Consider the following 22367-nt stretch of genomic DNA (forward strand, 5'->3'; position numbering starts at 1 on the left):
TTCTCGTTGAAAGGAGGAAATCACATGCCACGTAAAGGTCCTGTAGCAAAAAGAGACGTTTTACCTGATCCAATGTACAATTCAAAATTAGTTACTCGTTTAATCAACAAAATCATGATTGACGGTAAAAGAGGTAAAGCTCAAAAGAAACTATACGCTGCGTTTGATATCATTAGCGAGCGTTCAGGTAAAGATGCAATGGAAGTATTCGATGCAGCTCTTAAAAATATCATGCCGGTATTAGAAGTTAAAGCTCGTCGTGTTGGTGGTTCAAACTATCAAGTACCTGTAGAGGTGCGTCCAGAGCGTCGTACTACACTAGGTCTTCGTTGGTTAGTAAACTACTCTCGTCTTCGCGGTGAGAAGACAATGGAAGAGCGTTTAGCTAACGAAATCCTTGATGCAGCTAATAACACTGGAGCTTCTGTTAAGAAGCGTGAAGATACACACAAGATGGCTGAAGCGAACAAAGCGTTTGCTCACTATCGTTGGTAATCTGATCTTAAACAAACAAATCATTCTCATATAAGGAAGGAGAAAGACCGCATGCCTAGAGAGTTCTCCTTAGAAAACACTCGTAATATCGGTATCATGGCTCACATCGATGCTGGTAAAACAACTGCAACTGAGCGTATCCTATTTTATACAGGTCGTATCCATAAAATTGGAGAAACTCACGAAGGTGCTTCTCAAATGGACTGGATGGAGCAAGAGCAAGAACGTGGTATCACAATCACTTCTGCTGCGACAACAGCTCAATGGAAAGGCCATCGTATTAACATCATCGATACACCGGGACACGTAGACTTCACTGTTGAAGTTGAGCGTTCATTGCGTGTACTTGATGGTGCAGTTGCAGTACTTGATGCTCAATCTGGTGTTGAGCCTCAAACTGAAACTGTTTGGCGCCAAGCAACAACTTACGGGGTTCCCCGTGTTGTGTTCGTTAACAAAATGGACAAAATCGGTGCTGACTTCCTTTACTCTGTTGGGACACTTCATGAACGTTTACAAGCGAATGCGCATCCTATTCAGCTTCCAATCGGTGCTGAGGATGATTTCGAAGGTATCATCGACTTAGTAGAAATGAAAGCTTACTTCTATGAAGATGACCTTGGAACGCGTGCAGAAGCTCGTGACATTCCTGAAGAGTACAAAGATCAAGCTGATGAATACCGCGGAAAGTTAATTGAAGCAGTTTCTGAACTTGATGAAGAGCTTATGATGAAGTACTTAGAAGGTGAAGAGCTTTCTAACGAAGAAATCAAAGCTGCTATCCGTGCGGCTACACTGACTGTTGAGTTCTACCCGGTAGTTTGTGGATCTGCATTTAAAAACAAAGGGGTTCAATTATTAATTGACTCAGTTATTGACTATCTTCCAGCGCCAACAGATGTTGAAGATATCAAAGGTTTTGTTCCTGATACAGAAGAAGAAGTAACTCGTCCATCAGCTGACGATGCGCCATTCTCTGCTTTAGCGTTCAAAGTTGCAACTGACCCTTATGTTGGTAAATTAACATTCTTCCGTGTGTACTCAGGAACATTAGATTCTGGTTCATACGTAAGAAACTCTTCTAAAGGTAAACGTGAGCGCGTAGGACGTATCCTGCAAATGCACGCTAACTCCCGTGAAGAAATCTCTACTGTTTACGCTGGAGACATTGCAGCAGCAGTTGGTCTGAAAGATACAAGTACTGGAGATACACTATGTGATGAAAAGAGTCTTGTGATTCTAGAATCAATGGTATTCCCAGAGCCGGTTATCTCTCTATCTGTTGAGCCTAAATCAAAGGCTGACCAAGATAAAATGACTACAGCTCTACAAAAACTTCAAGAGGAAGATCCAACATTCCGTGCGCATACTGACCAGGAAACTGGACAGGTTATCATCGCAGGTATGGGTGAGCTTCACTTAGATATCATCGTTGACCGTATGAAACGTGAATTCAAAGTAGAAGCAAACGTAGGTGCTCCTCAAGTATCTTACCGTGAGACTTTCCGTGATACGGCTAAAGTTGAAGGTAAGTTCGCCCGTCAATCTGGTGGACGTGGACAATTCGGACACGTTTGGATCGAATTCTCACCTAACGAAGAAGGTAAAGGATTCGAATTCGAGAACGGTATCGTCGGTGGTGTAGTTCCTCGTGAATACATCCCTGCAGTACAAGCCGGTCTATCTGACGCTTTAGAAAATGGTGTCTTAGCTGGTTTCCCACTTGTTGATGTTAAAGCAAGATTATTCGATGGTTCATACCATGACGTTGACTCCTCTGAGATGGCGTTCAAAATCGCTGCTTCAATGGCACTTAAGAATGCTGCTTCTAAATGTAAACCGGTAATCTTAGAGCCAATGATGAAGGTTGAGGTTGTTATCCCTGAGGAATACCTTGGAGATATCATGGGTGATGTAACTTCTCGTCGTGGACGTGTAGAAGGTATGGAAGCACGCGGTAACGCACAAGTCGTTAAAGCGTTCGTACCTCTATCAGAAATGTTTGGATATGCAACATCCCTTCGTTCTAACACACAAGGACGTGGAACATACTCCATGCACTTCGATCACTATGAAGAAGTACCTAAATCGATTTCTGAAGAAATCATCAAAAAAAATAAAGGTGAATAATTGATTTATTCCCTTTTATAAAGTATAAATACTAATGTAAGCAATTGTTGTGTCAGAGATGGTAATTTAGCTATCTCTGAGGCATCCAAAATATACTTATTTTCTTTAAAATCAAAGGAGGATTTTCAAATGGGTAAGGAAAAATTTGATCGTTCCAAGCAACATGCGAATATCGGTACAATCGGTCACGTTGACCATGGTAAAACAACTCTAACAGCTGCAATCACAACTACACTTCACAAGAAGTATGGTCGTGGAACTGCAATGGCATATGACCAAATTGACGGTGCTCCAGAAGAAAGAGAGCGTGGAATCACAATCTCTACTGCGCACGTTGAGTATGAAACTGATACTCGTCACTATGCACACGTTGACTGCCCAGGACATGCTGACTATGTTAAAAACATGATCACTGGTGCAGCACAAATGGATGGTGGGATCCTAGTAGTTTCTGCTGCTGATGGCCCAATGCCACAAACTCGTGAGCACATCCTTCTTTCTCGTCAAGTAGGTGTTCCATACCTAGTTGTATTCATGAACAAATGTGACATGGTAGACGACGAAGAGCTACTTGAATTAGTAGAAATGGAAGTACGTGACCTTCTTTCTGAGTACGATTTCCCTGGCGATGACGTACCAGTAATCAAAGGTTCTGCTCTTAAAGCTCTTGAAGGAGAAGCTGAGTGGGAAGAAAAAATCTACGAACTTATGGAAGCTGTAGATAGCTACATCCCAACTCCAGAGCGTGACACTGAAAAGCCATTCATGATGCCTGTTGAGGATGTATTCTCAATCACAGGTCGTGGTACAGTTGCTACTGGTCGTGTTGAGCGTGGACAAGTTAAAGTTGGAGACACTATCGACATCATCGGTCTTTCTGAAGAGCCAAAATCTACAACTGTAACAGGTGTAGAAATGTTCCGTAAGCTTCTTGACTATGCTGAAGCTGGAGACAACATCGGTGCACTACTTCGTGGTGTAGCTCGTGAAGATATCCAACGTGGACAAGTACTTGCTAAGCCAGGTACAATCACTCCACACACAAAGTTCAAAGCAGAAGTTTATGTTCTTTCTAAAGAAGAAGGTGGACGTCATACTCCATTCTTCACTAACTACCGCCCACAGTTCTACTTCCGTACAACTGACGTAACTGGTATCTGTAACCTTCCTGAAGGTGTAGAAATGGTTATGCCTGGCGATAACATCGAAATGACTGTTGAGCTTATCGCTCCAATCGCTATCGAAGAAGGTACTAAGTTCTCTATCCGTGAGGGTGGACGTACTGTAGGTGCTGGAGTAGTAGCTACAATCACTGAGTAATCATTGATATCAAAAACAGATGGACATCATGTCCATCTGTTTTTTTGTGTTTAAATCGCTATATACTGGTAGAGTGTTTTAACTAACAAGATAGAAGTTTGACGAGTTTCTTCTATAGAGTATATATTCTGCGATAATGAAATATCACTTATATTAATGGTACTAACTTGTGTAATATGTTCAGGATCGAAGAGCAATTGTAAAAACTAAGTTGATTGGAGCGCAGGGATGCTCGACTCCTGCGGGAATAGCGGGAAAGTTGAGACCCCACAGGGAAAGGCCCGAGGAGGCTCAACTCACGCCCCGTGGAAAGCGAGCATCCTGGAGCGGAAATCAGCAAGCACTCACTCTTGAGGAAATAGAATATCAAAGAGCTATTTAAGAATGATTAATATTTTTCTCTGGATTAAAAAGTACTTTGATCCATTAATACTGTTATATTAAATATTGTGAAAATACCACATAACCTTGAAAATACCACGGTTCGTTTGTATAATAGAGAAAGTGTGCAAAACATAAAGAATTTGCAAGAAACAGTTGCATCTTCTAGGTGTTTTAGTTATAATAGACAATGTTGGTCTTTGACTGCGATGAAACAGAAGGTTGCTGACACACACGGCCGCTTTGCCATGGCGAGTGTGTGGGAAATTTCTGTGGAGAATGTCTATTCAAAAATAGGCGATAAAGGAGGGAAAATAATGGCAAAACAAAAGATTCGTATCCGTTTAAAGGCTTATGATCACAGAATTCTTGATCAATCAGCTGAGAAAATTGTTGAAACAGCAAAACGTTCTGGTGCGGCGGTTTCTGGACCGATCCCACTACCGACTGAAAAGTCTGTTTACACAATCTTACGTGCTGTGCACAAATACAAAGATTCTCGTGAGCAATTCGAAATGCGTACTCATAAACGCTTAATCGACATTGTAAACCCAACACCTCAAACTGTTGATGCGCTTATGCGTTTAGACTTACCATCAGGTGTAGATATCGAAATCAAACTTTAATTCATAAAAACCATAATTATTAGGAGGTGTGACTTATGACCAAAGGAATCTTAGGAAGAAAGATTGGTATGACTCAAGTTTTTGCTGAAAACGGTGATCTTATCCCTGTAACTGTTATCGAAGCTGCTCAAAACGTGGTACTTCAAAAGAAATCTATCGATGTTGATGGCTACGAAGCTATCCAAGTAGGTTTTGAAGACAAACGTGAAAAGCTTTCTAACAAACCAGAGAGAGGCCACGTTGCTAAAGCTGAAACTGCTCCTAAGCGCTTCATCCGTGAAATCCGCGGTGTAAACGTAGAAGAGTACGAAGTTGGTCAAGAAGTCAAAGTTGATATTTTCGCGGCAGGCGAAATCGTAGATGTAACAGGAGTTTCAAAAGGTAAAGGATTCCAAGGTGCTATCAAGCGTCATAACCAATCTCGCGGACCTATGTCCCATGGTTCTCGTTATCACCGTCGTCCTGGTTCAATGGGTCCTGTTGATCCAAACCGTGTATTCAAAGGTAAATTACTACCTGGACGTATGGGCGGAGAGCAAATTACAATTCAAAACCTTGAAATTGTAAAAGTTGATGCTGATCGTAACCTTATCTTAGTTAAAGGTAATGTACCTGGACCTAAGAAACAACTGATCAAAGTAAAGTCAGCTATTAAAGCAAACTAATAGAACTTTTCAAGAAAGGAGGAAACAAGAATGCCGAAAGTAGCATTATTTAACCAAAGCGGTTCTAAAGTTGGTGATATCGAACTTAATGACACTGTTTTTGGTATCGAACCAAACAAACATGTAATGTTTGAAGCAGTATTGATGCAAAGAGCTTCTTTACGTCAAGGGAATCACAAAGTAAAAAATCGTTCTGAAGTACGTGGCGGTGGGCGTAAGCCTTGGCGTCAAAAAGGAACTGGCCGTGCTCGTCAAGGGTCAATCCGTTCTCCACAATGGCGCGGTGGTGGTACTGTATTTGGACCAGTTCCACGCAGCTACAGCTACAAACTTCCTAAGAAAGTTCGTCGCTTAGCGATCAAATCTGCACTTTCTTCTAAAGTAGTAGAAGAAAACATCCTAGTATTAGAAGCATTATCATTCGATGCTCCTAAAACAAAAGAATTTGCTAGCGTTCTTAAAGGTCTTTCTGTTGATTCTAAAACATTAGTAATCACTGATGGCATCGACGAAAACGTAGCACTTTCAGCTCGTAACATCCCTGGTGTAACTGTTGTTCCTGCTGATGGAATTAGCGTTCTGGATGTATTAGGACACGACAAACTAGTGATCACTAAATCAGCTGTTGAAAAAGTAGAGGAGGTGCTTGCATAATGGATGTACGTGAAATCATTAAGCGCCCCGTAATTACAGAGGCTTCAACTGATCTTATGTCTGAGAAAAAGTATACTTTCGAAGTTGATACTAGAGCTAACAAAACTCAAGTAAAAGACGCTGTTGAAGAAATCTTTGACGTGAAAGTAGATAAAGTTAACATCATGAACTACAAAGGTAAGTTCAAACGTATGGGTAAACACGCTGGTTACACTAACAAGCGTCGTAAAGCAATCGTTAAGCTTACTGCTGATAGTAATGAAATCGAATTCTTTGAAGTATAAAATTCTTTAATTAAGAAGAGGAGGGAAAAACATGGCGATTAAAAAGTATAAACCTACCTCTAATGGTCGTCGCGGCATGACTAGTTCTGATTTCGCTGAAATCACTACAGATTCTCCGGAAAAGTCACTTTTAGCACCCCTGCACAAAAAGGGTGGCCGTAACAACCAAGGTAAGTTAACAGTTCGTCATCAAGGTGGCGGTCATAAGCGCCAATACCGTATCATCGATTTCAAACGTGAAAAAGATGGTATACCTGGACGCGTTGCTACGATCGAATACGATCCAAACCGCTCAGCAAACATTGCACTAATTAACTACGCTGATGGGGAAAAACGTTACATTCTTGCACCGAAAACAATCGAAGTAGGTATGGAAGTAATGTCTGGACCTGAAGCAGATATTAAAGTGGGTAACGCATTACCACTTATCAACATCCCAGTTGGTACAATTGTACACAATATCGAACTTAAACCAGGTAAGGGTGGCCAGTTAGTACGTTCTGCTGGAACATCTGCTCAAGTACTTGGTAAAGAAGGTAAATATGTACTTGTACGTCTTAACTCTGGTGAAACTCGTATGATTCTTTCTGCTTGTCGTGCTACTGTAGGTCAAGTTGGAAATGAACAACACGAACTTATCAACATTGGTAAAGCCGGACGTTCTCGTTGGTTAGGTAAACGCCCAACAGTTCGTGGTTCTGTAATGAACCCTAACGATCACCCACACGGTGGTGGTGAAGGACGTGCTCCAATCGGACGTAAATCACCAATGTCTCCATGGGGTAAACCTACTCTTGGATACAAGACACGTAAGAAAAACAACAAATCTGATAAATTTATTGTGCGTCGTCGCAAAAAATAACGGGATTGTACTACGGTTCCTGAAAAGAGCCGTAGATCAATCACGAAGGGAGGTTCAAACATGGGTCGTAGCTTAAAAAAAGGACCTTTTGTTGATGATCATTTAATGAGTAAGGTTGAGAAATTGAACGAAACTGAAGGCAAACAAGTTGTTAAAACTTGGTCTCGTCGCTCAACGATCTTCCCAGCATTCATCGGTCACACTATCGCAGTTTACGATGGTCGTAAACATGTACCTGTATACGTCACTGAAGACATGGTAGGACACAAGCTTGGTGAATTCGCACCATCTCGTACTTACAAAGGTCATGCAAGTGATGATAAGAAAACAAGACGCTAATTGAGAGGAGGGTATCCTAATGCAAGCAAAAGCTGTTGCAAGAACAGTACGTATTGCTCCTCGTAAAGTACGTTTAGTCGTTGATCTAATCCGAGGTAAGCAAGTTGGAGAAGCGGTTGCTATCTTAAAGCATACACCTAAAGCTGCTTCACCAGTAATCGAAAAAGTACTTAAGTCTGCTATTGCGAACGCAGAGCACAACTTTGACATGGATATTAATAGCCTAGTGGTAACTGAGGCTTATGTAAATGAAGGACCAACACTTAAACGTTTCCGTCCTCGTGCGATGGGACGTGCAAGTCAAATTAACAAACGTACAAGTCACATTACACTTGTCGTATCAGAAAAGAAGGAGGGATAAGCTGTGGGTCAAAAAGTACATCCGGTCGGACTTCGTGTCGGTATAATCCGTGATTGGGAATCTAAATGGTACGCAGATAAAGATTACGCTAATCTATTACACGAAGACATTAAAGTACGTGAATATATTGCAAAACGTTTAGTAGACGCTTCTGTTTCTAAAGTAGAAATCGAGCGCGCTGCAAATCGTATTAACATTACTGTTCATACAGCTAAGCCTGGTATGGTTATCGGTAAAGGTGGTACAGAAGTTGAAGCTCTTCGTAAAGCACTTAACGAACTTACTTCAAAACGTGTACACATCAACATCGTTGAAATTAAAAGAGCTGACGTTGATGCTAAATTAGTAGCAGAAAACATTGCTCGTCAATTAGAAAACCGTGTTTCTTTCCGTCGTGCTCAAAAGCAATCAATCCAACGTGCTATGCGTGCTGGAGCAAAAGGAATCAAAACACAAGTATCTGGTCGTTTAGGCGGAGCAGATATCGCTCGTGCAGAACATTACAGTGAAGGTACTGTTCCACTCCATACACTACGCGCTGACATTGACTATGCTCATGCAGAAGCTGACACAACTTATGGTAAGCTTGGCGTTAAAGTATGGATCTACCGTGGAGAAGTTCTTCCTACAAGAAAGAAATCTGAGGAAGGAGGCAAATAATTATGTTATTACCTAAACGCGTTAAACATCGTCGCGAACACCGCGGAAAAATGCGTGGACGTGCTAAAGGCGGTCAAGAGGTAGCGTTCGGTGAATACGGTTTACAAGCAGTTGAAGCTTCTTGGATCACAAACCGTCAAATCGAGGCAGCTCGTATCGCTATGACTCGTTACATGAAACGTGGCGGTAAAGTATGGATTAAAATCTTCCCTCATAAACCTTACACTGCAAAACCTTTAGAAGTACGTATGGGTTCAGGTAAAGGTGCTCCAGAAGGTTGGGTAGCAGTAGTTAAGCCTGGAAAAATCATGTTTGAAATCGCTGGTGTGTCTGAAGAGGTAGCTCGTGAAGCACTTCGACTAGCATCACACAAACTTCCAATTAAAACGAAGTTTGTAAAACGTGAGGAAATTGGTGGTGAATCAAATGAAAACTAATGAAATTCGTGACCTAACCACTGCTGAAATTGAACAAAAAGTAAAAACTTTAAAAGAAGAGTTATTTAACCTTCGCTTCCAACTTGCGACTGGGCAATTAGAAAATACAGCTCGCATCCGTGAAGTCCGCAAAGGGATCGCTCGTATGAAAACTGTAATCCGTGAAAGAGAGATCGGGGTTAACAATCGATAAATGAGAGGAGGTTTGCTTAAATGAGTGACCGCAACCAACGTAAGGTATACACTGGCCGTGTTGTTTCCGACAAAATGGATAAAACAGTAACGGTTATGGTAGAAACTTATAAAAAGCATTCTCTATACGGCAAGCGCGTTAAGTACTCTAAGAAGTTTAAAACTCATGATGAGAACAACGAAGCAAAAGTAGGCGATATCGTACGTATCATGGAGACTCGTCCACTATCTGCTACAAAACGTTTCCGTTTAGTAGAAGTTGTTGAAAAAGCAGTTATTATCTAATATATTTGTTCGGATATTTTATATTCCGAAGGGAGGTTACCTACATGATTCAACAAGAATCACGTTTAAAAGTTGCTGACAACTCTGGTGCTCGTGAAGTATTAACTATCAAAGTGCTTGGTGGTTCTGGACGCAAAACAGCTAACATCGGTGATGTTATCGTGTGTACAGTAAAACAAGCAACACCAGGTGGCGTTGTTAAAAAAGGTGACGTAGTAAAAGCGGTTGTTGTACGTACTAAATCTGGTGTACGTCGTCAAGACGGTACTTACATTAAGTTCGACGAGAACGCTTGTGTAATTATCCGTGACGATAAGGGACCACGTGGAACTCGTATCTTCGGACCTGTTGCTCGCGAACTACGTGACAGCAACTTTATGAAAATTGTATCTTTAGCTCCAGAAGTTCTTTAATAGATATTTAGCATTGGGCCATTCAAGGAGGTGCGATGAAATGCATGTAAAAAAAGGCGATAAAGTAATGGTCATTACTGGGAAAGATAAAGGCAAAACAGGTGTTGTTCTTGCTTCATTCCCTAAGAAAGACCGAGTGCTAGTTGAAGGAATCAACGTTGTGAAAAAACACGCTAAGCCTTCACAGATGAACCCGCAAGGCGGAATCATCAGCCAAGAAGCATCTATCCATGTATCAAATGTTATGCTTCTAGATCCGAAATCTAACGAGCCAACTCGTGTAGGTTATAAGACAGAAGACGGCAAAAAAGTACGTGTAGCAAAAAAATCAGGTGAAGTTCTAGATAAATAGTACGATTAAGAAGGGAGGTATTCTGAATGAACCGCCTAAAAGAAAAATTTCAACAAGAAATCAGTCCAGCTCTAGTGAGCAAATTCAATTACAAATCAGTAATGGAAGTACCTAAAGTTGAAAAGATCGTTGTCAACATGGGTATCGGTGAAGCTGTTCAAAACTCAAAAGCTCTTGATGTAGCTGTTGATGAGTTGACTCAAATCACTGGTCAAAAGCCAGTTGTAACGAAAGCTAAAAAATCTATCGCAGGCTTCCGTCTTCGTGAAGGCATGCCTATCGGTGCAAAAGTTACTCTTCGCGGAGAGCGTATGTACCAATTCTTAGATAAATTAATTTCTGTTTCACTTCCACGTGTACGTGACTTCCGCGGTGTTTCTAAAAAAGCATTCGACGGTCGCGGTAACTACACATTAGGAGTTAAAGAGCAATTGATTTTCCCTGAGATTGACTATGATAAAGTGTCTAAAGTACGTGGTATGGATATCGTAATCGTAACAACTGCGAACACAGACGAAGAGGCTCGTGAATTATTGACACAAATCGGAATGCCATTCCAAAAGTAATCGCTATATAAGGGAGGCGAAAATGTGGCTAAAAAATCTATGATTGCGAAACAAAAACGCACGCCAAAGCATAATGTTCAAGCGTACACACGTTGCGAACGTTGCGGACGTCCTCATTCAGTTATCCGTAAATTCAAGCTTTGCCGTATTTGTTTCCGTGAACTTGCATACAAGGGTCAGATTCCTGGCGTTAAGAAAGCTAGTTGGTAATACCCTATATTGGGAAGGAGGTAAATTATTATGACAATGACAGATCCAATTGCAGATTTGCTTACTCGCATCCGTAATGCGAACATGGTTCGTCACGAAAGATTAGAAGTTCCTGCTTCTAACATCAAGAAAGAAATTGCAGAAATCCTTAAACGTGAAGGTTTCGTACGTGACGTAGAATATGTAGAAGATAACAAGCAAGGTGTTATCCGCATTTTCTTAAAATATGGAGCAAACAACGAACGTGTAATTACTGGATTAAAGCGTATCTCTAAACCTGGTTTACGTGTATATGCGAAATCTACAGAAGTACCTAGAGTATTAAACGGTTTAGGTATCGCACTTGTTTCTACTTCTACAGGTGTTTTAACTGATAAAGAAGCTCGTGCTCAACAAGTAGGCGGAGAAGTACTAGCTTACGTTTGGTAATATTTTTTATATGAATGGAGGTGCAACAGGATGTCACGTGTAGGAAAACTACCAATCGAAATTCCATCTGACGTTACTCTAACAGTAGGTGAAGATAACACTGTAACTGTAAAAGGACCTAAAGGGGAACTTTCTCGTACATTCAATTCTGATATTAAAGTAGAATTAGAAGGAAACGTAGCAACAGTTACTCGCCCTTCTGATGCAAAAGAACACCGCGCGTTACACGGTACAACTCGTGCCCTAATCGCGAACATGGTTGAAGGTGTATCTAAAGGATTCCAAAGAAATCTTGAGCTTGTCGGTGTAGGTTACCGTGCTCAAAAACAAGGTACTAAGCTTGTCCTTAACGTTGGTTACTCTCACCCAGTTGAGATCGAACCAGAACAAGGTATCGAGATCGAAGTACCGGCAAACACAAAGATATCTATCAAAGGTATCGATAAAGAACGTGTTGGAGCATTAGCTGCAAACATTCGTGCTGTACGCTCTCCTGAGCCTTACAAAGGAAAAGGTATTCGCTACGAAGGTGAATATGTTCGTCGTAAAGAAGGTAAAACAGGTAAATAATGCCGCCTAGGCAAAAGAAAGGAGTGACCGTAGGTGATTACTAAGCCAGATAAGAACAAAACACGTAAGAAGAGACATGCTCGTGTCCGTTCAAAAATTACTGGAACTGAAACTCGTCCTCGTTTGAACGTTTTCCGTTCTAACAAAAATATCTACGCTCAACTTATCGATGACGTGAACGGTGTTACTCTAGCAAGTGCATCTTCTCAAGATAAAGATTTCGATCTAGACTCAGCTGCTACTATCGATGCAGCAGCAAAAGTTGGAGAACTAGTAGCGAAACGTGCAGTAGATAAAGGAATGAAATCCGTGGTATTTGACCGTGGAGGATATTTATATCATGGCCGTATCAAAGCTTTAGCTGAAGCAGCTCGTGAAAACGGCTTAGAATTTTAATAAAAAAAGGAGGGACAATCCAGATGCGTCGTATTGATCCAAGTAAACTAGAATTTGAAGAACGCGTAGTTACAATCAATCGTGTTGCGAAAGTTGTTAAAGGTGGACGTCGTTTCCGTTTCGCTGCTCTTGTAGTAGTAGGCGACAAAAACGGTCACGTTGGTTTCGGAACTGGTAAAGCTCAGGAAGTACCTGATGCAATCCGTAAAGCGATTGAAGATGCGAAGAAAAATCTAATTGAAGTTCCTATGGTTGATGGTACAACACCTCACCTAGTAACTGGACGATTTGGTGCTGGTCAAATTCTGATCAAACCTGCTTCTGCGGGTACAGGAATTATTGCCGGTGGACCTGTTCGTGCCGTACTTGAATTAGCTGGTGTTCAAGATATCCTATCTAAATCTTTAGGATCTAACACTCCAATTAACATGGTTCGCGCTACTATCGAAGGTTTAAAACAATTAAAGCGTGCTGAAGACGTTGCAAAATTACGTGGTAAATCAGTAGAAGAGATATTAGGATAAGGGAGGGATAACGATGGCTAACAAACTAGAAATTACCCTCACTCGCAGTACAATTGGTCGTCCACAAGATCAACGTAAAACTGTTGAAGCTTTAGGACTTCGCAAAATGCATCAAACAGTTGAACAACAAGATAATGCTGCTATCCGCGGTATGATCAACAAAGTTGCTCACCTTGTAACGGTTACAGAAAAATAATCGATTTCTTTCGAAAAAAAGGAGGTGCCGACATGAAATTACATGAGTTAAAACCTACAGAAGGTTCACGTAAGGTCCGCAATCGTGTAGGACGTGGTATTGGTTCAGGTAATGGAAAGACTTCTGGTAAAGGTCATAAAGGACAAAACGCTCGTTCAGGTGGCGGAACTCGTCCTGGCTTTGAGGGTGGTCAAACACCATTATTCCAACGTCTACCTAAACGTGGATTCACGAACATCAATCGTAAAGAATATGCAATCGTCAACCTTGACGCATTGAATCGCTTCGAAGATGGTACAGAAGTTACTCCAGCTCTACTTGTAGAAACTGGCGTAGTGAGTAACGAAAAAGCGGGAATTAAGATTCTTGGTAAAGGTTCAATCGAGAAAAAGCTTACAGTAAAAGCACAAAAATTCTCAACCACTGCTAAAGAAGCTATCGAAGCTGCTGGCGGTACATCCGAGGTGATCTAATGTTTCGAACTATCTCCAATTTTATGCGCGTGGGTGATATAAGAAATAAAATTATTTTCACCCTTCTAATGTTAATAGTCTTCCGTCTTGGTACCTTCATTCCGGTGCCAAACGTAGACGCTAATGTATTGAAAATGCAAGACCAGGCAGGGATTCTCGGATTCCTGAATACATTTGGTGGCGGTGCACTGCAAAACTTCTCCATCTTTGCGATGGGAATTATGCCTTACATTACCGCTTCTATCATCGTACAACTCCTGCAAATGGATGTTGTTCCGAAGTTTACAGAGTGGTCTAAGCAAGGTGAAGTCGGACGCCGAAAATTAGCTCAGTTCACACGTTATTTCACCATCGTTCTCGGATTTATCCAAGCTTTAGGTATGTCCTATGGTTTCAATAGAATATATGGTGGAATGCTTATCCAAAGCCCAGGAGTTAGTACGTACCTACTAATAGCGTTAGTTCTAACAGCTGGTACGGCTTTTCTTATGTGGTTAGGTGAACAAATCACAGCTAAAGGTGTAGGGAATGGTATTTCGATCCTGATCTTTGCAGGTATCGTTGCTGCTATCCCTAACACAGTAAACCAAATCTATGCTCAACAAATTGAAGGGGCAGGCGAACAGCTCTTCCTTCGAATTGTGGTTCTTGCACTTCTTGTTTTAGCAGTTATTGCAATCGTTGTTGGTGTCGTGTTTATTCAACAAGCACTTCGTAAAATTCCGATTCAATATGCAAAACGTTTAGTGGGGCGTAGTCCGGTTGGTGGACAATCAACACATCTACCGTTAAAGGTAAATGCTGCAGGTGTTATTCCAGTTATCTTTGCGATATCTTTCATAATCACACCACAGACCATTTCATCTTTCTTCGGAGAAAATGATGTGACAAGTACTATTCAGTACATCTTTGATTACACTAAACCAGTTGGTATGATCATCTATGTAGCTCTGATCGTTGCCTTTACGTATTTCTATGCTTTCATTCAAGTGAATCCAGAACAAATGGCTGAAAACTTGAAGAAGCAAGGTGGATATATCCCTGGTATTCGTCCAGGTAAAACCACACAAGAGTATCTCACTCGCGTTCTGTATCGTCTAACATTTGTTGGGGCAATCTTCTTAGCTGTCATCTCTATTCTTCCTGTTTTCTTCATTAACTTTGCGGGATTACCTCCTGCAGCTCAAATCGGTGGAACAAGCTTACTCATCGTAGTAGGGGTTGCACTTGAGACAATGAAGCAACTGGAAGCGCAGTTAGTGAAACGTCACTACAAAGGATTTATTAAATAAGAGGGTTTTCGGGAACGTTTTGTTCCTGAAGCCATTTTATAGACAATTAGGGGGAGTTCGAGAGTGAATATAGTTCTTATGGGCTTACCAGGCGCAGGAAAAGGCACTCAAGCTGAAAAGATCGTAGATAAATATGGTATCCCCCATATATCTACTGGCGATATGTTCCGTGCAGCTATTAAAGAGGGTACCGAACTAGGCTTGAAGGCTAAATCATTCATGGATAATGGCGACCTTGTTCCTGATGAAGTAACAATCGGTATCGTTCGTGAACGTTTAAGCAAAGAGGACTGTGAAAAAGGCTTCTTACTGGATGGGTTTCCAAGAACGGTTGCTCAGGCAGAAGCACTTGAAAACATCCTGGCTGATCTTGGTAAAAAAATGAATTACGTCATTAATATAAATGTAGATAAGGACATCCTGATGGAGCGCTTGACAGGTCGCAGGATCTGTAAAGAGTGCGGCGCTACTTATCATCTTGTCTTTAATCCGCCAACAGAAGAGGGCGTTTGTGATCGCTGCGGCGGCGAGTTATATCAACGCGCAGATGATAACGAAGAAACGGTTCAAAACCGTTTAGACGTAAACATCAAACAAACCCAACCACTATTGGCTTACTACGAAGATAAAGGCTATCTGAAAAACATTGACGGTCAACAAGACATCCATAGAGTGTTTGATGACATTGATGAACTACTTGGAGGCCTTTCATAATGATCATTTCTAAAACTCCGAGAGAGATTGAGATTATGCGGCAAGCTGGAAAGATTGTGGCATTAACTCATGCGGAATTGCAAAAGCATATTTCTCCGGGAATATCGACGAAGGAATTGGATGCAATTGCTGAAAAATTCATTCGTAAACATGATGCAATTCCATCTTTTAAAGGGTATAATGGGTTTCGTGGCAGCATCTGTGCTTCCGTCAACAATGAGTTGGTTCATGGAATTCCGGGCGATCGGGTTTTAAAGGATGGCGATATAATCAGCATCGATATCGGTGCTAAGTATAACGGTTATCACGGTGACTCAGCTTGGACATATCCAGTTGGAACAATAGATGATGAAACCCAGAAGCTTCTGGATGTTACGGAAGAATCGTTATTTCTGGGACTTAAGGAAGCTAAACCAGGCGAGCGTCTGTCGAATATCTCTCATAGTATACAAACATTTGTTGAGGCTAATGGCTTTTCTATCGTTCGAGAGTATGTGGGGCACGGAGTTGGTCAAGACTTACATGAGGATCCGCAAATCCCTCATTATGGACCACCCAACAAAGGTCCTCGTTTAAAGCCTGGCATGGTACTGGCTATTGAACCAATGGTTAATGCAGGAAGTCGATATGTTAGAACGTTATCAGATAACTGGACAGTCGTCACAGTAGATGATAAAATGTGTGCTCACTTTGAACACACCATTGCAATTACTGAAGACGGCTATGAGATATTGACGAAAGCCTAAGTGAAGGTGATTGGATTGATCGAGTCAGATTCGACGATTCCGAGGATAGGCCAGATTGTTCAAACCCTTAAAGGGAGAGAAACAGGAAGCTACTCGGTCGTTGTTCAGCAATTGGATGAACGTTTTGTACTCATAGCAGATGGAGATCGAAGAAAGTTTGATCGCGCCAAGCGAAAGAACATCGCTCATCTTCACTTGTGTGACTATGTTTCTCCAGAAGTTCAAAACAGTATTATAGAAACAGGAAGAGTTACGAACGGTAAACTGCGTTATGCTGTTTCAAAGTTTGTTAACGAAGTTTTAAATGATGAGAAGAAGGGAGACATGTTCGATGGCTAAGGATGATGTAATTGAAGTTGAAGGTAAGGTCGCGGAGACTTTGCCCAATGCGATGTTTAAGGTAGAATTAGAAAATGGTCATACAGTACTGGCACATGTTTCAGGAAAGATCCGTATGCATTTCATTCGTATCCTACCTGGTGACAAGGTAACAGTAGAATTATCACCGTATGACTTAACTCGTGGTAGAATCACTTATCGTTATAAATAATCTATTGCACTCCGTACTATTAAGGAGGTTAGAATAAGATGAAAGTTAGACCATCTGTTAAACCAATCTGCGAAAAATGTAAAGTTATTCGTAGAAAAGGTAAAGTCATGGTTATCTGTGAAAACCCTAAACACAAACAAAAACAAGGCTAATCTTAAAGGAGGTGCGCTATCACTATGGCACGTATTGCTGGTGTAGACATTCCACGTGACAAACGTGTTGTCATTTCATTAACATACATCTACGGTATTGGTAAAAATACTGCAGCGAAAATCTTATCTGAAGCTGGTGTATCTGAGGATACTCGCGTTCGCGATCTAACTGACGACGAACTAGGAAAGATTCGTGATATCGTTGATAAATTAAAAGTAGAAGGTGATCTTCGTCGTGAAGTATCACTAAACATCAAACGTCTTATGGAAATCGGTTCATACCGCGGTCTTCGTCACCGTCGTGGACTACCTGTTCGTGGACAACATACGAAGAACAATGCTCGTACACGTAAAGGTCCTCGTAAGACTGTAGCTAACAAGAAAAAATAATAGGTAAAGGAGGTTACTTCTTAGTATGGCACGTAAAACAAACACTCGTAAACGTCGTGTGAAAAAGAATATCGAAGCTGGTATTGCACACATTCGTTCTACATTCAATAACACAATCGTAACTATTACTGATGTTCACGGAAATGCTGTTGCTTGGTCAAGTGCAGGTTCACTAGGATTCAGAGGTTCTCGTAAATCCACTCCATTCGCAGCGCAAATGGCAGCTGAAACTGCAGCGAAAGCTTCTCAAGAACATGGTTTAAAAACTCTTGAAGTAACAGTTAAAGGTCCTGGTGCTGGTCGTGAAGCAGCTATCCGTGCTCTTCAAGCAGCAGGTCTAGAAGTTACTGCAATCAGAGACGTTACTCCAGTTCCTCATAATGGATGCCGTCCACCAAAACGTCGCCGCGTTTAATTTTTCTGTATAAATTTTGTATCGTTGTCTATAATGGGATATGATACAAGATACGTTCATTCAGAAAAGTAACCAGTTGTTGGTGCACAATAGGGAACGTAAACATGGGGAATTTCGGACTTTAACTTATTTAGCCCGGAGTTTCGACGTTTTGAAGGAGGGTAAATATTAATGATCGAAATTGAAAAGCCAAAAATTGAAACGGTTGAGATCAGCGATGATGCCACATATGGAAAGTTCGTCGTAGAACCACTTGAGCGTGGATATGGTACAACTTTGGGTAACTCCTTACGTCGTATCCTACTATCGTCACTCCCAGGTGCTGCTGTCACATCTATTCAAATAGATGGAGTACTGCATGAGTTTTCAACAATTGAAGGCGTCGTAGAGGATGTCACATCCATCATTTTGAATATCAAGAAGTTAGCGTTAAAGATCTACTCTGATGAAGAAAAAACGCTAGAAATTGATGTACAGGGCGAAGGAGTTGTAACGGCTGCTGATATTACTCATGATAGTGATGTAGAAGTGTTAAATCCTGATTTACACATTGCAACATTATCTAAGAGTGGACACTTCCGTGTGCGTTTAAGCGCATCACGTGGACGTGGATACAGACCAGCAGACCAGAACAAACGTGAGGATCTTCCTATTGGCGTGATCCCAATCGATTCTATTTACACTCCAGTTTCACGCGTTAACTATCAAATAGAAAATACTCGTGTTGGTCAAATGACTAACTACGATAAACTTTCTCTTGATGTATGGACTGATGGAAGTATTGGACCAAAAGAAGCGATTTCTTTAGGTGCTAAGATTCTAACAGAACACTTAAATATTTTCGTTGGCCTTACAGATGAAGCGCAGAATGCTGAAATCATGGTAGAAAAAGAAGAAGACCAAAAAGAGAAAGTTCTTGAGATGACGATCGAAGAATTGGATCTTTCTGTTCGTTCTTATAACTGCCTGAAGCGTGCTGGAATCAATACTGTTCAAGAGCTTGCTAACAAGACAGAAGAAGATATGATGAAAGTGCGTAACTTAGGACGTAAATCACTTGAAGAGGTTAAAGTTAAACTTGAAGACCTTGGACTTGGTTTACGTAAAGACGACTGATAACATCTTCTTTCATATATAGATTCAACAAAGGAGGGAACCCTTAATGGCTTACAGAAAGTTAGGACGTACCAGTGCTCAACGTAAAGCGATGCTACGTGATTTAGCTACAGACCTAATCATTAACGAGCGCATCGAAACAACTGAAACTCGTGCGAAAGAGCTTCGTTCAGTTGTGGAAAAAATGATCACTTTAGGTAAACGTGGTGACATTCACGCGCGTCGTCAAGCTGGTGCATTCATTCGTAAAGAAGTTGCAAACGCTGAAAACAACCAAGATGCTCTACAAAAGTTATTCTCTGACATCGCTCCTCGTTACACAGAGCGTCAAGGCGGATATACTCGCATTATGAAGGTTGGTCCTCGCCGTGGTGACGGTGCTCCAATGGCAATCATCGAATTAGTTTAATAATTCGTGACTTCTAACATTAAGGGCAGGACAGTTAATCCTTAACTGCTTCTTTGCCCTTTTTGTATAAGTGCATGTTGATGAAAAGCAGAGCGTTACGATGAGCAGCTCCGGCTGACTCGTCTAGCTCGTGCACCCCTTCCAACTTCTATTTTCATAGAAGCTGTTCAATGGTTGAACAAGAAAAGTTCTCTTTTCTTTGGTCGGGGTGCAGGCTTTTTTTTATATGCAGAGAATTTTTTAGCAGAGCTGAGTATGAAGAGCGTAGAGGAGGTTGCAAAAATTGAAAGAAATCATTCAAGTAGACGGTGTACATTTCAGATACCCTGATCAGAATACCTACGCCCTCAAAGGCATTAGCCTGACTGTCAATCAAGGTGAATGGTTAGCGATTGTCGGTCATAACGGGTCCGGTAAGTCGACTCTTGCCAAAATGTTGAATGGGCTTCATTTTCCTGAAAAGGGGAAGGTAACGGTGGACGGTATCGTTCTTGAGGAGAGCTCTATTTGGGACATCCGTTCAAAGCTGGGTATGGTCTTTCAGAATCCCGATAATCAATTTGTTGGTGCTACAGTAGAAGATGATGTGGCTTTTGGGTTAGAAAACCATGGGGTACCTTATGAATCAATGGTACAGCGAGTCAATGATGCTTTAAAAAGTGTCCATATGGAGAATTTTCTTAATCAAGAGCCGCACCATTTATCAGGTGGTCAAAAGCAGCGTGTAGCAATTGCCGGGGTCGTAGCTCTTCAGCCATCGATCATCATCTTAGATGAAGCGACATCGATGCTTGATCCCAAAGGAAGAATAGAAGTTCTTGAAACAGTACGCAAGTTGAAAGAGGAAGAAAACCTGACAGTGATCTCCATTACCCATGATTTGGAAGAAGCAACAAGAGCAGATCGAATTATTGTATTAAATCAAGGAATGGTCTTTAAGGAAGGTACCCCGGAAGAAATCTTCTTATTAGAGGACGAGTTAATCAAGCTGGGCCTGGATTCTCCTTTTACAATAAAGCTAACTGGGGCCCTTAAAGAAGCAGGTATACCCTTGTCAAAAACATATTTTACAGAAGAAGAGTTGGTGGATGAATTATGCAAATCACATTTCAACAGGTAGAATACCGATATTCATTCAACACTCCATTCGAAAAACTCGCCATTCAAGATATCAATCTTTCCATCCCAACAGGTCAATTTCTCGCGGTGATCGGTCACACCGGTTCAGGGAAATCAACACTCCTGCAGCATTTAAACGGACTGTTAAAGCCTACAGAGGGCCTTGTCCAAGTAGGAGAGCATCAAATAAAAGCCAAACAAAAGGCAAAAAGCTTAAAGCCGGTCAGACAGAAGGTAGGCATCGTCTTTCAATTTCCTGAGCATCAGTTGTTTGAAGAAACCGTACTTAAAGATATCTGTTACGGACCAATGAACTTTGGCGTATCAGAAGAAGAAGCGATAAGAAGAGCGAAGAATCTGATCGTAAAGGTTGGACTATCAGAGGAAGTACTTAATAAATCCCCTTTTGATTTATCAGGAGGGCAAATGAGACGTGTAGCCATTGCAGGTGTACTTGCTATGAACCCTGATGTCATTGTACTCGATGAACCTACTGCTGGACTCGATCCAAGGGGTCAGCGTGAAATCATGGACATGTTCTATGAGCTTCATAAAGAAAAAGGACTGACGACCATTCTCGTCACCCATAGCATGGAAGACGCTGCTCATTATGCAGAAGAGATTGTGATCATGCAGAATGGCCGTCTTAAGAGAAAAGGAAGTCCTGAAGAGATATTCTCTTCGGCGGATGAACTGTTTGAGATGGGTTTGGACGTGCCCGACGTCGTTCGGTTTCAATATCAATTTGAACACAAATCAGGGAAGAAGCTACCGAAGACCTGTTTAACGATAGAGGAATTAGCTTCAGCCATCCGTAGAGTCAGGGACGGAGGTGAAGCCCTATGATGGAGAAGATGATCTTTGGTCGCTACGTACCCGCTAAATCCATCCTTCATCAGATGGATCCGAGGGCAAAACTATTATTTATCTTCGGATTTATATGTGTCGTCTTTCTGGCAAATAATTTTGTTACGTATGCATTGCTCGGTCTTTTTACGTTTAGCGCACTCATTCTTTCTAATCTTTCCTTGCGTTTTATTATCGGTGGATTGAAGCCTATCCTATGGTTAATTCTGTTTACGTTCTTTTTACACGTGTTTTTCACCAAGGAAGGCCCCGTCATTCTGGACTTAGGCTTATTATCTGTTCATGAAGAGGGGTTAAGGCAGGGAATATTTATTTCTTTACGATTCTTTTATCTGATTCTCGTCACGTCTTTATTAACGCTGACGACCTCCCCCATCACAATTACGGATGGCCTCGAGACGCTTTTGAACCCATTGAAAAAAGTGAAATTTCCCGTTCATGAGCTGGCCCTTATGATGTCGATCTCCTTAAGGTTCATTCCGACTCTGATGGAGGAAACGGATAAAATCATGAAGGCCCAAATTGCTAGGGGGGCTGAGTTTTCTTCCGGTCCCATTAAAGATCGGATCAAAGCCATCATCCCTTTACTGATCCCTCTTTTCGTCAGTGCTTTTAAACGTGCAGAGGACTTGGCAACAGCCATGGAAGCAAGAGGGTATCAAGGTGGAGAGGGCAGGACGAAATACCGGCTGTTATCCTGGCATAAGAAGGATACGGGAGCGTTAATCTTACTTGCCCTCCTGACAGCGGTATTAATTATTTTCAGAGGATAACGGA

37 protein-coding genes are annotated in these 22367 nt (G+C 41.5%); all 37 read left to right on the plus strand.

The features are described 5' to 3' along the window. The first annotated feature begins 24 nt into the window (after positions 1 to 24). Complete coding sequence (rpsG, locus tag ACYH0O_RS00710) at positions 25 to 495, plus strand: 30S ribosomal protein S7 (RefSeq protein ID WP_034765993.1); 471 nt, start codon at positions 25 to 27, stop codon at positions 493 to 495. A gap of 51 nt (positions 496 to 546) precedes the next feature. Beyond that, the gene (gene fusA, locus ACYH0O_RS00715) at positions 547 to 2625 is read left to right on the plus strand and encodes an elongation factor G (protein ID WP_148971238.1); all 2079 of its coding nucleotides are present in this window, start codon (positions 547 to 549) and stop codon (positions 2623 to 2625) included. Positions 2626 to 2754: 129 nt separating this feature from the next. Beyond that, positions 2755 to 3945 carry an elongation factor Tu gene (gene tuf / locus ACYH0O_RS00720; protein WP_113970887.1) on the plus strand — a complete coding sequence of 397 codons (1191 nt, stop codon included), beginning with the start codon at positions 2755 to 2757 and terminating at the stop codon, positions 3943 to 3945. A 698-nt stretch (positions 3946 to 4643) separates the two neighbouring features. Continuing rightward, on the plus strand, positions 4644 to 4952 hold the full coding sequence (rpsJ, locus tag ACYH0O_RS00725) for a 30S ribosomal protein S10 (protein WP_007085291.1): 309 nt from the start codon (positions 4644 to 4646) through the stop codon (positions 4950 to 4952). A gap of 35 nt (positions 4953 to 4987) precedes the next feature. Next, positions 4988 to 5617, plus strand: a complete 630-nt coding sequence (rplC, locus tag ACYH0O_RS00730) for a 50S ribosomal protein L3 (protein WP_148971239.1) — start codon at positions 4988 to 4990, stop codon at positions 5615 to 5617. A gap of 30 nt (positions 5618 to 5647) precedes the next feature. Next, complete coding sequence (gene rplD, locus ACYH0O_RS00735) at positions 5648 to 6271, plus strand: 50S ribosomal protein L4 (protein WP_149158146.1); 624 nt, start codon at positions 5648 to 5650, stop codon at positions 6269 to 6271. Further along, entirely contained in the window at positions 6271 to 6555 is a 285-nt protein-coding gene (rplW, locus tag ACYH0O_RS00740) for a 50S ribosomal protein L23 (protein WP_482630777.1), read from the plus strand. The genes rplD and rplW overlap by 1 nt, the downstream gene beginning before the upstream one ends. Positions 6556 to 6586: 31 nt before the next feature. Then, complete coding sequence (gene rplB / locus ACYH0O_RS00745) at positions 6587 to 7417, plus strand: 50S ribosomal protein L2 (RefSeq protein ID WP_044340525.1); 831 nt, start codon at positions 6587 to 6589, stop codon at positions 7415 to 7417. A 60-nt stretch (positions 7418 to 7477) separates the two neighbouring features. Then, on the plus strand, positions 7478 to 7756 hold the full coding sequence (gene rpsS / locus ACYH0O_RS00750; protein ID WP_148971241.1) for a 30S ribosomal protein S19: 279 nt from the start codon (positions 7478 to 7480) through the stop codon (positions 7754 to 7756). Between the two features lie 19 nt (positions 7757 to 7775). Next, positions 7776 to 8117: a 50S ribosomal protein L22 gene (rplV, locus tag ACYH0O_RS00755; protein WP_034765976.1), complete on the plus strand. Its 342-nt coding sequence runs from the start codon at positions 7776 to 7778 to the stop codon at positions 8115 to 8117. 3 nt (positions 8118 to 8120) lie between these two features. After that, on the plus strand, positions 8121 to 8777 hold the full coding sequence (gene rpsC, locus ACYH0O_RS00760) for a 30S ribosomal protein S3 (RefSeq protein WP_034765973.1): 657 nt from the start codon (positions 8121 to 8123) through the stop codon (positions 8775 to 8777). 2 nt (positions 8778 to 8779) lie between these two features. Beyond that, a complete protein-coding gene (rplP, locus tag ACYH0O_RS00765; RefSeq protein WP_044340527.1) occupies positions 8780 to 9214 on the plus strand; it encodes a 50S ribosomal protein L16 in 435 nt (144 codons plus the stop codon). Further along, positions 9204 to 9407: a 50S ribosomal protein L29 gene (gene rpmC, locus ACYH0O_RS00770; RefSeq protein ID WP_032085278.1), complete on the plus strand. Its 204-nt coding sequence runs from the start codon at positions 9204 to 9206 to the stop codon at positions 9405 to 9407. Before rplP ends, rpmC begins: the two co-directional genes overlap by 11 nt. A 20-nt stretch (positions 9408 to 9427) precedes the next feature. Then, positions 9428 to 9691 (plus strand): 30S ribosomal protein S17, encoded by a 264-nt coding sequence (rpsQ, locus tag ACYH0O_RS00775; protein WP_032085279.1) that lies wholly within the window; start codon positions 9428 to 9430, stop codon positions 9689 to 9691. A 44-nt stretch (positions 9692 to 9735) separates the two neighbouring features. After that, positions 9736 to 10104 (plus strand): 50S ribosomal protein L14, encoded by a 369-nt coding sequence (gene rplN / locus ACYH0O_RS00780; RefSeq protein ID WP_032085280.1) that lies wholly within the window; start codon positions 9736 to 9738, stop codon positions 10102 to 10104. 40 nt (positions 10105 to 10144) lie between these two features. Next, the gene (gene rplX / locus ACYH0O_RS00785) at positions 10145 to 10456 is read left to right on the plus strand and encodes a 50S ribosomal protein L24 (RefSeq protein WP_034765969.1); all 312 of its coding nucleotides are present in this window, start codon (positions 10145 to 10147) and stop codon (positions 10454 to 10456) included. A 26-nt stretch (positions 10457 to 10482) separates the two neighbouring features. Then, a complete protein-coding gene (gene rplE, locus ACYH0O_RS00790) occupies positions 10483 to 11022 on the plus strand; it encodes a 50S ribosomal protein L5 (RefSeq protein WP_148971242.1) in 540 nt (179 codons plus the stop codon). Between the two features lie 24 nt (positions 11023 to 11046). Further along, the gene (locus ACYH0O_RS00795) at positions 11047 to 11232 is read left to right on the plus strand and encodes a type Z 30S ribosomal protein S14 (protein ID WP_010191505.1); all 186 of its coding nucleotides are present in this window, start codon (positions 11047 to 11049) and stop codon (positions 11230 to 11232) included. Between the two features lie 30 nt (positions 11233 to 11262). Further along, positions 11263 to 11661: a 30S ribosomal protein S8 gene (gene rpsH / locus ACYH0O_RS00800; protein WP_060674108.1), complete on the plus strand. Its 399-nt coding sequence runs from the start codon at positions 11263 to 11265 to the stop codon at positions 11659 to 11661. 30 nt (positions 11662 to 11691) lie between these two features. After that, positions 11692 to 12231 (plus strand): 50S ribosomal protein L6, encoded by a 540-nt coding sequence (gene rplF, locus ACYH0O_RS00805; protein WP_148971243.1) that lies wholly within the window; start codon positions 11692 to 11694, stop codon positions 12229 to 12231. Between the two features lie 33 nt (positions 12232 to 12264). Next, the gene (rplR, locus tag ACYH0O_RS00810; protein WP_149158145.1) at positions 12265 to 12627 is read left to right on the plus strand and encodes a 50S ribosomal protein L18; all 363 of its coding nucleotides are present in this window, start codon (positions 12265 to 12267) and stop codon (positions 12625 to 12627) included. Between the two features lie 23 nt (positions 12628 to 12650). Further along, positions 12651 to 13151 carry a 30S ribosomal protein S5 gene (gene rpsE / locus ACYH0O_RS00815; protein WP_113970896.1) on the plus strand — a complete coding sequence of 167 codons (501 nt, stop codon included), beginning with the start codon at positions 12651 to 12653 and terminating at the stop codon, positions 13149 to 13151. A gap of 13 nt (positions 13152 to 13164) precedes the next feature. Continuing rightward, on the plus strand, positions 13165 to 13347 hold the full coding sequence (rpmD, locus tag ACYH0O_RS00820; protein WP_044340532.1) for a 50S ribosomal protein L30: 183 nt from the start codon (positions 13165 to 13167) through the stop codon (positions 13345 to 13347). 32 nt (positions 13348 to 13379) lie between these two features. After that, complete coding sequence (gene rplO / locus ACYH0O_RS00825; RefSeq protein ID WP_113970897.1) at positions 13380 to 13820, plus strand: 50S ribosomal protein L15; 441 nt, start codon at positions 13380 to 13382, stop codon at positions 13818 to 13820. Further along, positions 13820 to 15112 (plus strand): preprotein translocase subunit SecY, encoded by a 1293-nt coding sequence (gene secY / locus ACYH0O_RS00830; protein ID WP_482630778.1) that lies wholly within the window; start codon positions 13820 to 13822, stop codon positions 15110 to 15112. The genes rplO and secY overlap by 1 nt, the downstream gene beginning before the upstream one ends. 63 nt (positions 15113 to 15175) lie before the next feature. Further along, positions 15176 to 15826: an adenylate kinase gene (locus ACYH0O_RS00835; RefSeq protein WP_034765951.1), complete on the plus strand. Its 651-nt coding sequence runs from the start codon at positions 15176 to 15178 to the stop codon at positions 15824 to 15826. After that, positions 15826 to 16572: a type I methionyl aminopeptidase gene (gene map, locus ACYH0O_RS00840; protein ID WP_148971245.1), complete on the plus strand. Its 747-nt coding sequence runs from the start codon at positions 15826 to 15828 to the stop codon at positions 16570 to 16572. The genes ACYH0O_RS00835 and map overlap by 1 nt, the downstream gene beginning before the upstream one ends. 15 nt (positions 16573 to 16587) lie before the next feature. Beyond that, positions 16588 to 16911 (plus strand): KOW domain-containing RNA-binding protein, encoded by a 324-nt coding sequence (locus ACYH0O_RS00845; RefSeq protein ID WP_148971246.1) that lies wholly within the window; start codon positions 16588 to 16590, stop codon positions 16909 to 16911. Beyond that, entirely contained in the window at positions 16904 to 17122 is a 219-nt protein-coding gene (gene infA, locus ACYH0O_RS00850) for a translation initiation factor IF-1 (protein WP_034765945.1), read from the plus strand. Before ACYH0O_RS00845 ends, infA begins: the two co-directional genes overlap by 8 nt. Positions 17123 to 17160: 38 nt before the next feature. Next, positions 17161 to 17274, plus strand: coding sequence for a 50S ribosomal protein L36 (gene rpmJ / locus ACYH0O_RS00855; RefSeq protein WP_003156543.1), 114 nt, complete (start codon positions 17161 to 17163; stop codon positions 17272 to 17274). Positions 17275 to 17298: 24 nt separating this feature from the next. After that, positions 17299 to 17664, plus strand: a complete 366-nt coding sequence (gene rpsM, locus ACYH0O_RS00860; RefSeq protein ID WP_034765943.1) for a 30S ribosomal protein S13 — start codon at positions 17299 to 17301, stop codon at positions 17662 to 17664. 25 nt (positions 17665 to 17689) lie between these two features. Next, a complete protein-coding gene (gene rpsK, locus ACYH0O_RS00865; protein ID WP_032085294.1) occupies positions 17690 to 18079 on the plus strand; it encodes a 30S ribosomal protein S11 in 390 nt (129 codons plus the stop codon). A 171-nt stretch (positions 18080 to 18250) separates the two neighbouring features. Then, positions 18251 to 19195: a DNA-directed RNA polymerase subunit alpha gene (locus ACYH0O_RS00870; protein WP_034765941.1), complete on the plus strand. Its 945-nt coding sequence runs from the start codon at positions 18251 to 18253 to the stop codon at positions 19193 to 19195. Positions 19196 to 19241: 46 nt separating this feature from the next. Continuing rightward, on the plus strand, positions 19242 to 19604 hold the full coding sequence (gene rplQ, locus ACYH0O_RS00875; RefSeq protein ID WP_034765940.1) for a 50S ribosomal protein L17: 363 nt from the start codon (positions 19242 to 19244) through the stop codon (positions 19602 to 19604). 283 nt (positions 19605 to 19887) lie between these two features. Continuing rightward, entirely contained in the window at positions 19888 to 20724 is an 837-nt protein-coding gene (locus tag ACYH0O_RS00880) for an energy-coupling factor ABC transporter ATP-binding protein (RefSeq protein WP_482630779.1), read from the plus strand. Next, positions 20700 to 21569, plus strand: coding sequence for an energy-coupling factor ABC transporter ATP-binding protein (locus ACYH0O_RS00885; protein ID WP_482630780.1), 870 nt, complete (start codon positions 20700 to 20702; stop codon positions 21567 to 21569). The genes ACYH0O_RS00880 and ACYH0O_RS00885 overlap by 25 nt, the downstream gene beginning before the upstream one ends. Next, positions 21566 to 22363 (plus strand): energy-coupling factor transporter transmembrane component T family protein, encoded by a 798-nt coding sequence (locus ACYH0O_RS00890; protein WP_482630781.1) that lies wholly within the window; start codon positions 21566 to 21568, stop codon positions 22361 to 22363. Before ACYH0O_RS00885 ends, ACYH0O_RS00890 begins: the two co-directional genes overlap by 4 nt. Positions 22364 to 22367 lie beyond the last annotated feature (4 nt).

This window comes from Rossellomorea sp. H136 (assembly GCF_056838065.1).

Coding starts and splice junctions, on each gene's coding strand:
- rpsG (WP_034765993.1), top strand. CDS start 25: ATGCCACGTAAAGGTCCTGTAGCAAAAAGAGACGTTTTACCTGATCCA.
- fusA (WP_148971238.1), top strand. CDS start 547: ATGCCTAGAGAGTTCTCCTTAGAAAACACTCGTAATATCGGTATCATG.
- tuf (WP_113970887.1), top strand. CDS start 2,755: ATGGGTAAGGAAAAATTTGATCGTTCCAAGCAACATGCGAATATCGGT.
- rpsJ (WP_007085291.1), top strand. CDS start 4,644: ATGGCAAAACAAAAGATTCGTATCCGTTTAAAGGCTTATGATCACAGA.
- rplC (WP_148971239.1), top strand. CDS start 4,988: ATGACCAAAGGAATCTTAGGAAGAAAGATTGGTATGACTCAAGTTTTT.
- rplD (WP_149158146.1), top strand. CDS start 5,648: ATGCCGAAAGTAGCATTATTTAACCAAAGCGGTTCTAAAGTTGGTGAT.
- rplW (WP_482630777.1), top strand. CDS start 6,271: ATGGATGTACGTGAAATCATTAAGCGCCCCGTAATTACAGAGGCTTCA.
- rplB (WP_044340525.1), top strand. CDS start 6,587: ATGGCGATTAAAAAGTATAAACCTACCTCTAATGGTCGTCGCGGCATG.
- rpsS (WP_148971241.1), top strand. CDS start 7,478: ATGGGTCGTAGCTTAAAAAAAGGACCTTTTGTTGATGATCATTTAATG.
- rplV (WP_034765976.1), top strand. CDS start 7,776: ATGCAAGCAAAAGCTGTTGCAAGAACAGTACGTATTGCTCCTCGTAAA.
- rplP (WP_044340527.1), top strand. CDS start 8,780: ATGTTATTACCTAAACGCGTTAAACATCGTCGCGAACACCGCGGAAAA.
- rpmC (WP_032085278.1), top strand. CDS start 9,204: ATGAAAACTAATGAAATTCGTGACCTAACCACTGCTGAAATTGAACAA.
- rpsQ (WP_032085279.1), top strand. CDS start 9,428: ATGAGTGACCGCAACCAACGTAAGGTATACACTGGCCGTGTTGTTTCC.
- rplN (WP_032085280.1), top strand. CDS start 9,736: ATGATTCAACAAGAATCACGTTTAAAAGTTGCTGACAACTCTGGTGCT.
- rplX (WP_034765969.1), top strand. CDS start 10,145: ATGCATGTAAAAAAAGGCGATAAAGTAATGGTCATTACTGGGAAAGAT.
- rplE (WP_148971242.1), top strand. CDS start 10,483: ATGAACCGCCTAAAAGAAAAATTTCAACAAGAAATCAGTCCAGCTCTA.
- rpsH (WP_060674108.1), top strand. CDS start 11,263: ATGACAATGACAGATCCAATTGCAGATTTGCTTACTCGCATCCGTAAT.
- rplF (WP_148971243.1), top strand. CDS start 11,692: ATGTCACGTGTAGGAAAACTACCAATCGAAATTCCATCTGACGTTACT.
- rpsE (WP_113970896.1), top strand. CDS start 12,651: ATGCGTCGTATTGATCCAAGTAAACTAGAATTTGAAGAACGCGTAGTT.
- rpmD (WP_044340532.1), top strand. CDS start 13,165: ATGGCTAACAAACTAGAAATTACCCTCACTCGCAGTACAATTGGTCGT.
- rplO (WP_113970897.1), top strand. CDS start 13,380: ATGAAATTACATGAGTTAAAACCTACAGAAGGTTCACGTAAGGTCCGC.
- secY (WP_482630778.1), top strand. CDS start 13,820: ATGTTTCGAACTATCTCCAATTTTATGCGCGTGGGTGATATAAGAAAT.
- map (WP_148971245.1), top strand. CDS start 15,826: ATGATCATTTCTAAAACTCCGAGAGAGATTGAGATTATGCGGCAAGCT.
- infA (WP_034765945.1), top strand. CDS start 16,904: ATGGCTAAGGATGATGTAATTGAAGTTGAAGGTAAGGTCGCGGAGACT.
- rpmJ (WP_003156543.1), top strand. CDS start 17,161: ATGAAAGTTAGACCATCTGTTAAACCAATCTGCGAAAAATGTAAAGTT.
- rpsM (WP_034765943.1), top strand. CDS start 17,299: ATGGCACGTATTGCTGGTGTAGACATTCCACGTGACAAACGTGTTGTC.
- rpsK (WP_032085294.1), top strand. CDS start 17,690: ATGGCACGTAAAACAAACACTCGTAAACGTCGTGTGAAAAAGAATATC.
- ACYH0O_RS00870 (WP_034765941.1), top strand. CDS start 18,251: ATGATCGAAATTGAAAAGCCAAAAATTGAAACGGTTGAGATCAGCGAT.
- rplQ (WP_034765940.1), top strand. CDS start 19,242: ATGGCTTACAGAAAGTTAGGACGTACCAGTGCTCAACGTAAAGCGATG.
- ACYH0O_RS00885 (WP_482630780.1), top strand. CDS start 20,700: ATGCAAATCACATTTCAACAGGTAGAATACCGATATTCATTCAACACT.
- ACYH0O_RS00890 (WP_482630781.1), top strand. CDS start 21,566: ATGATGGAGAAGATGATCTTTGGTCGCTACGTACCCGCTAAATCCATC.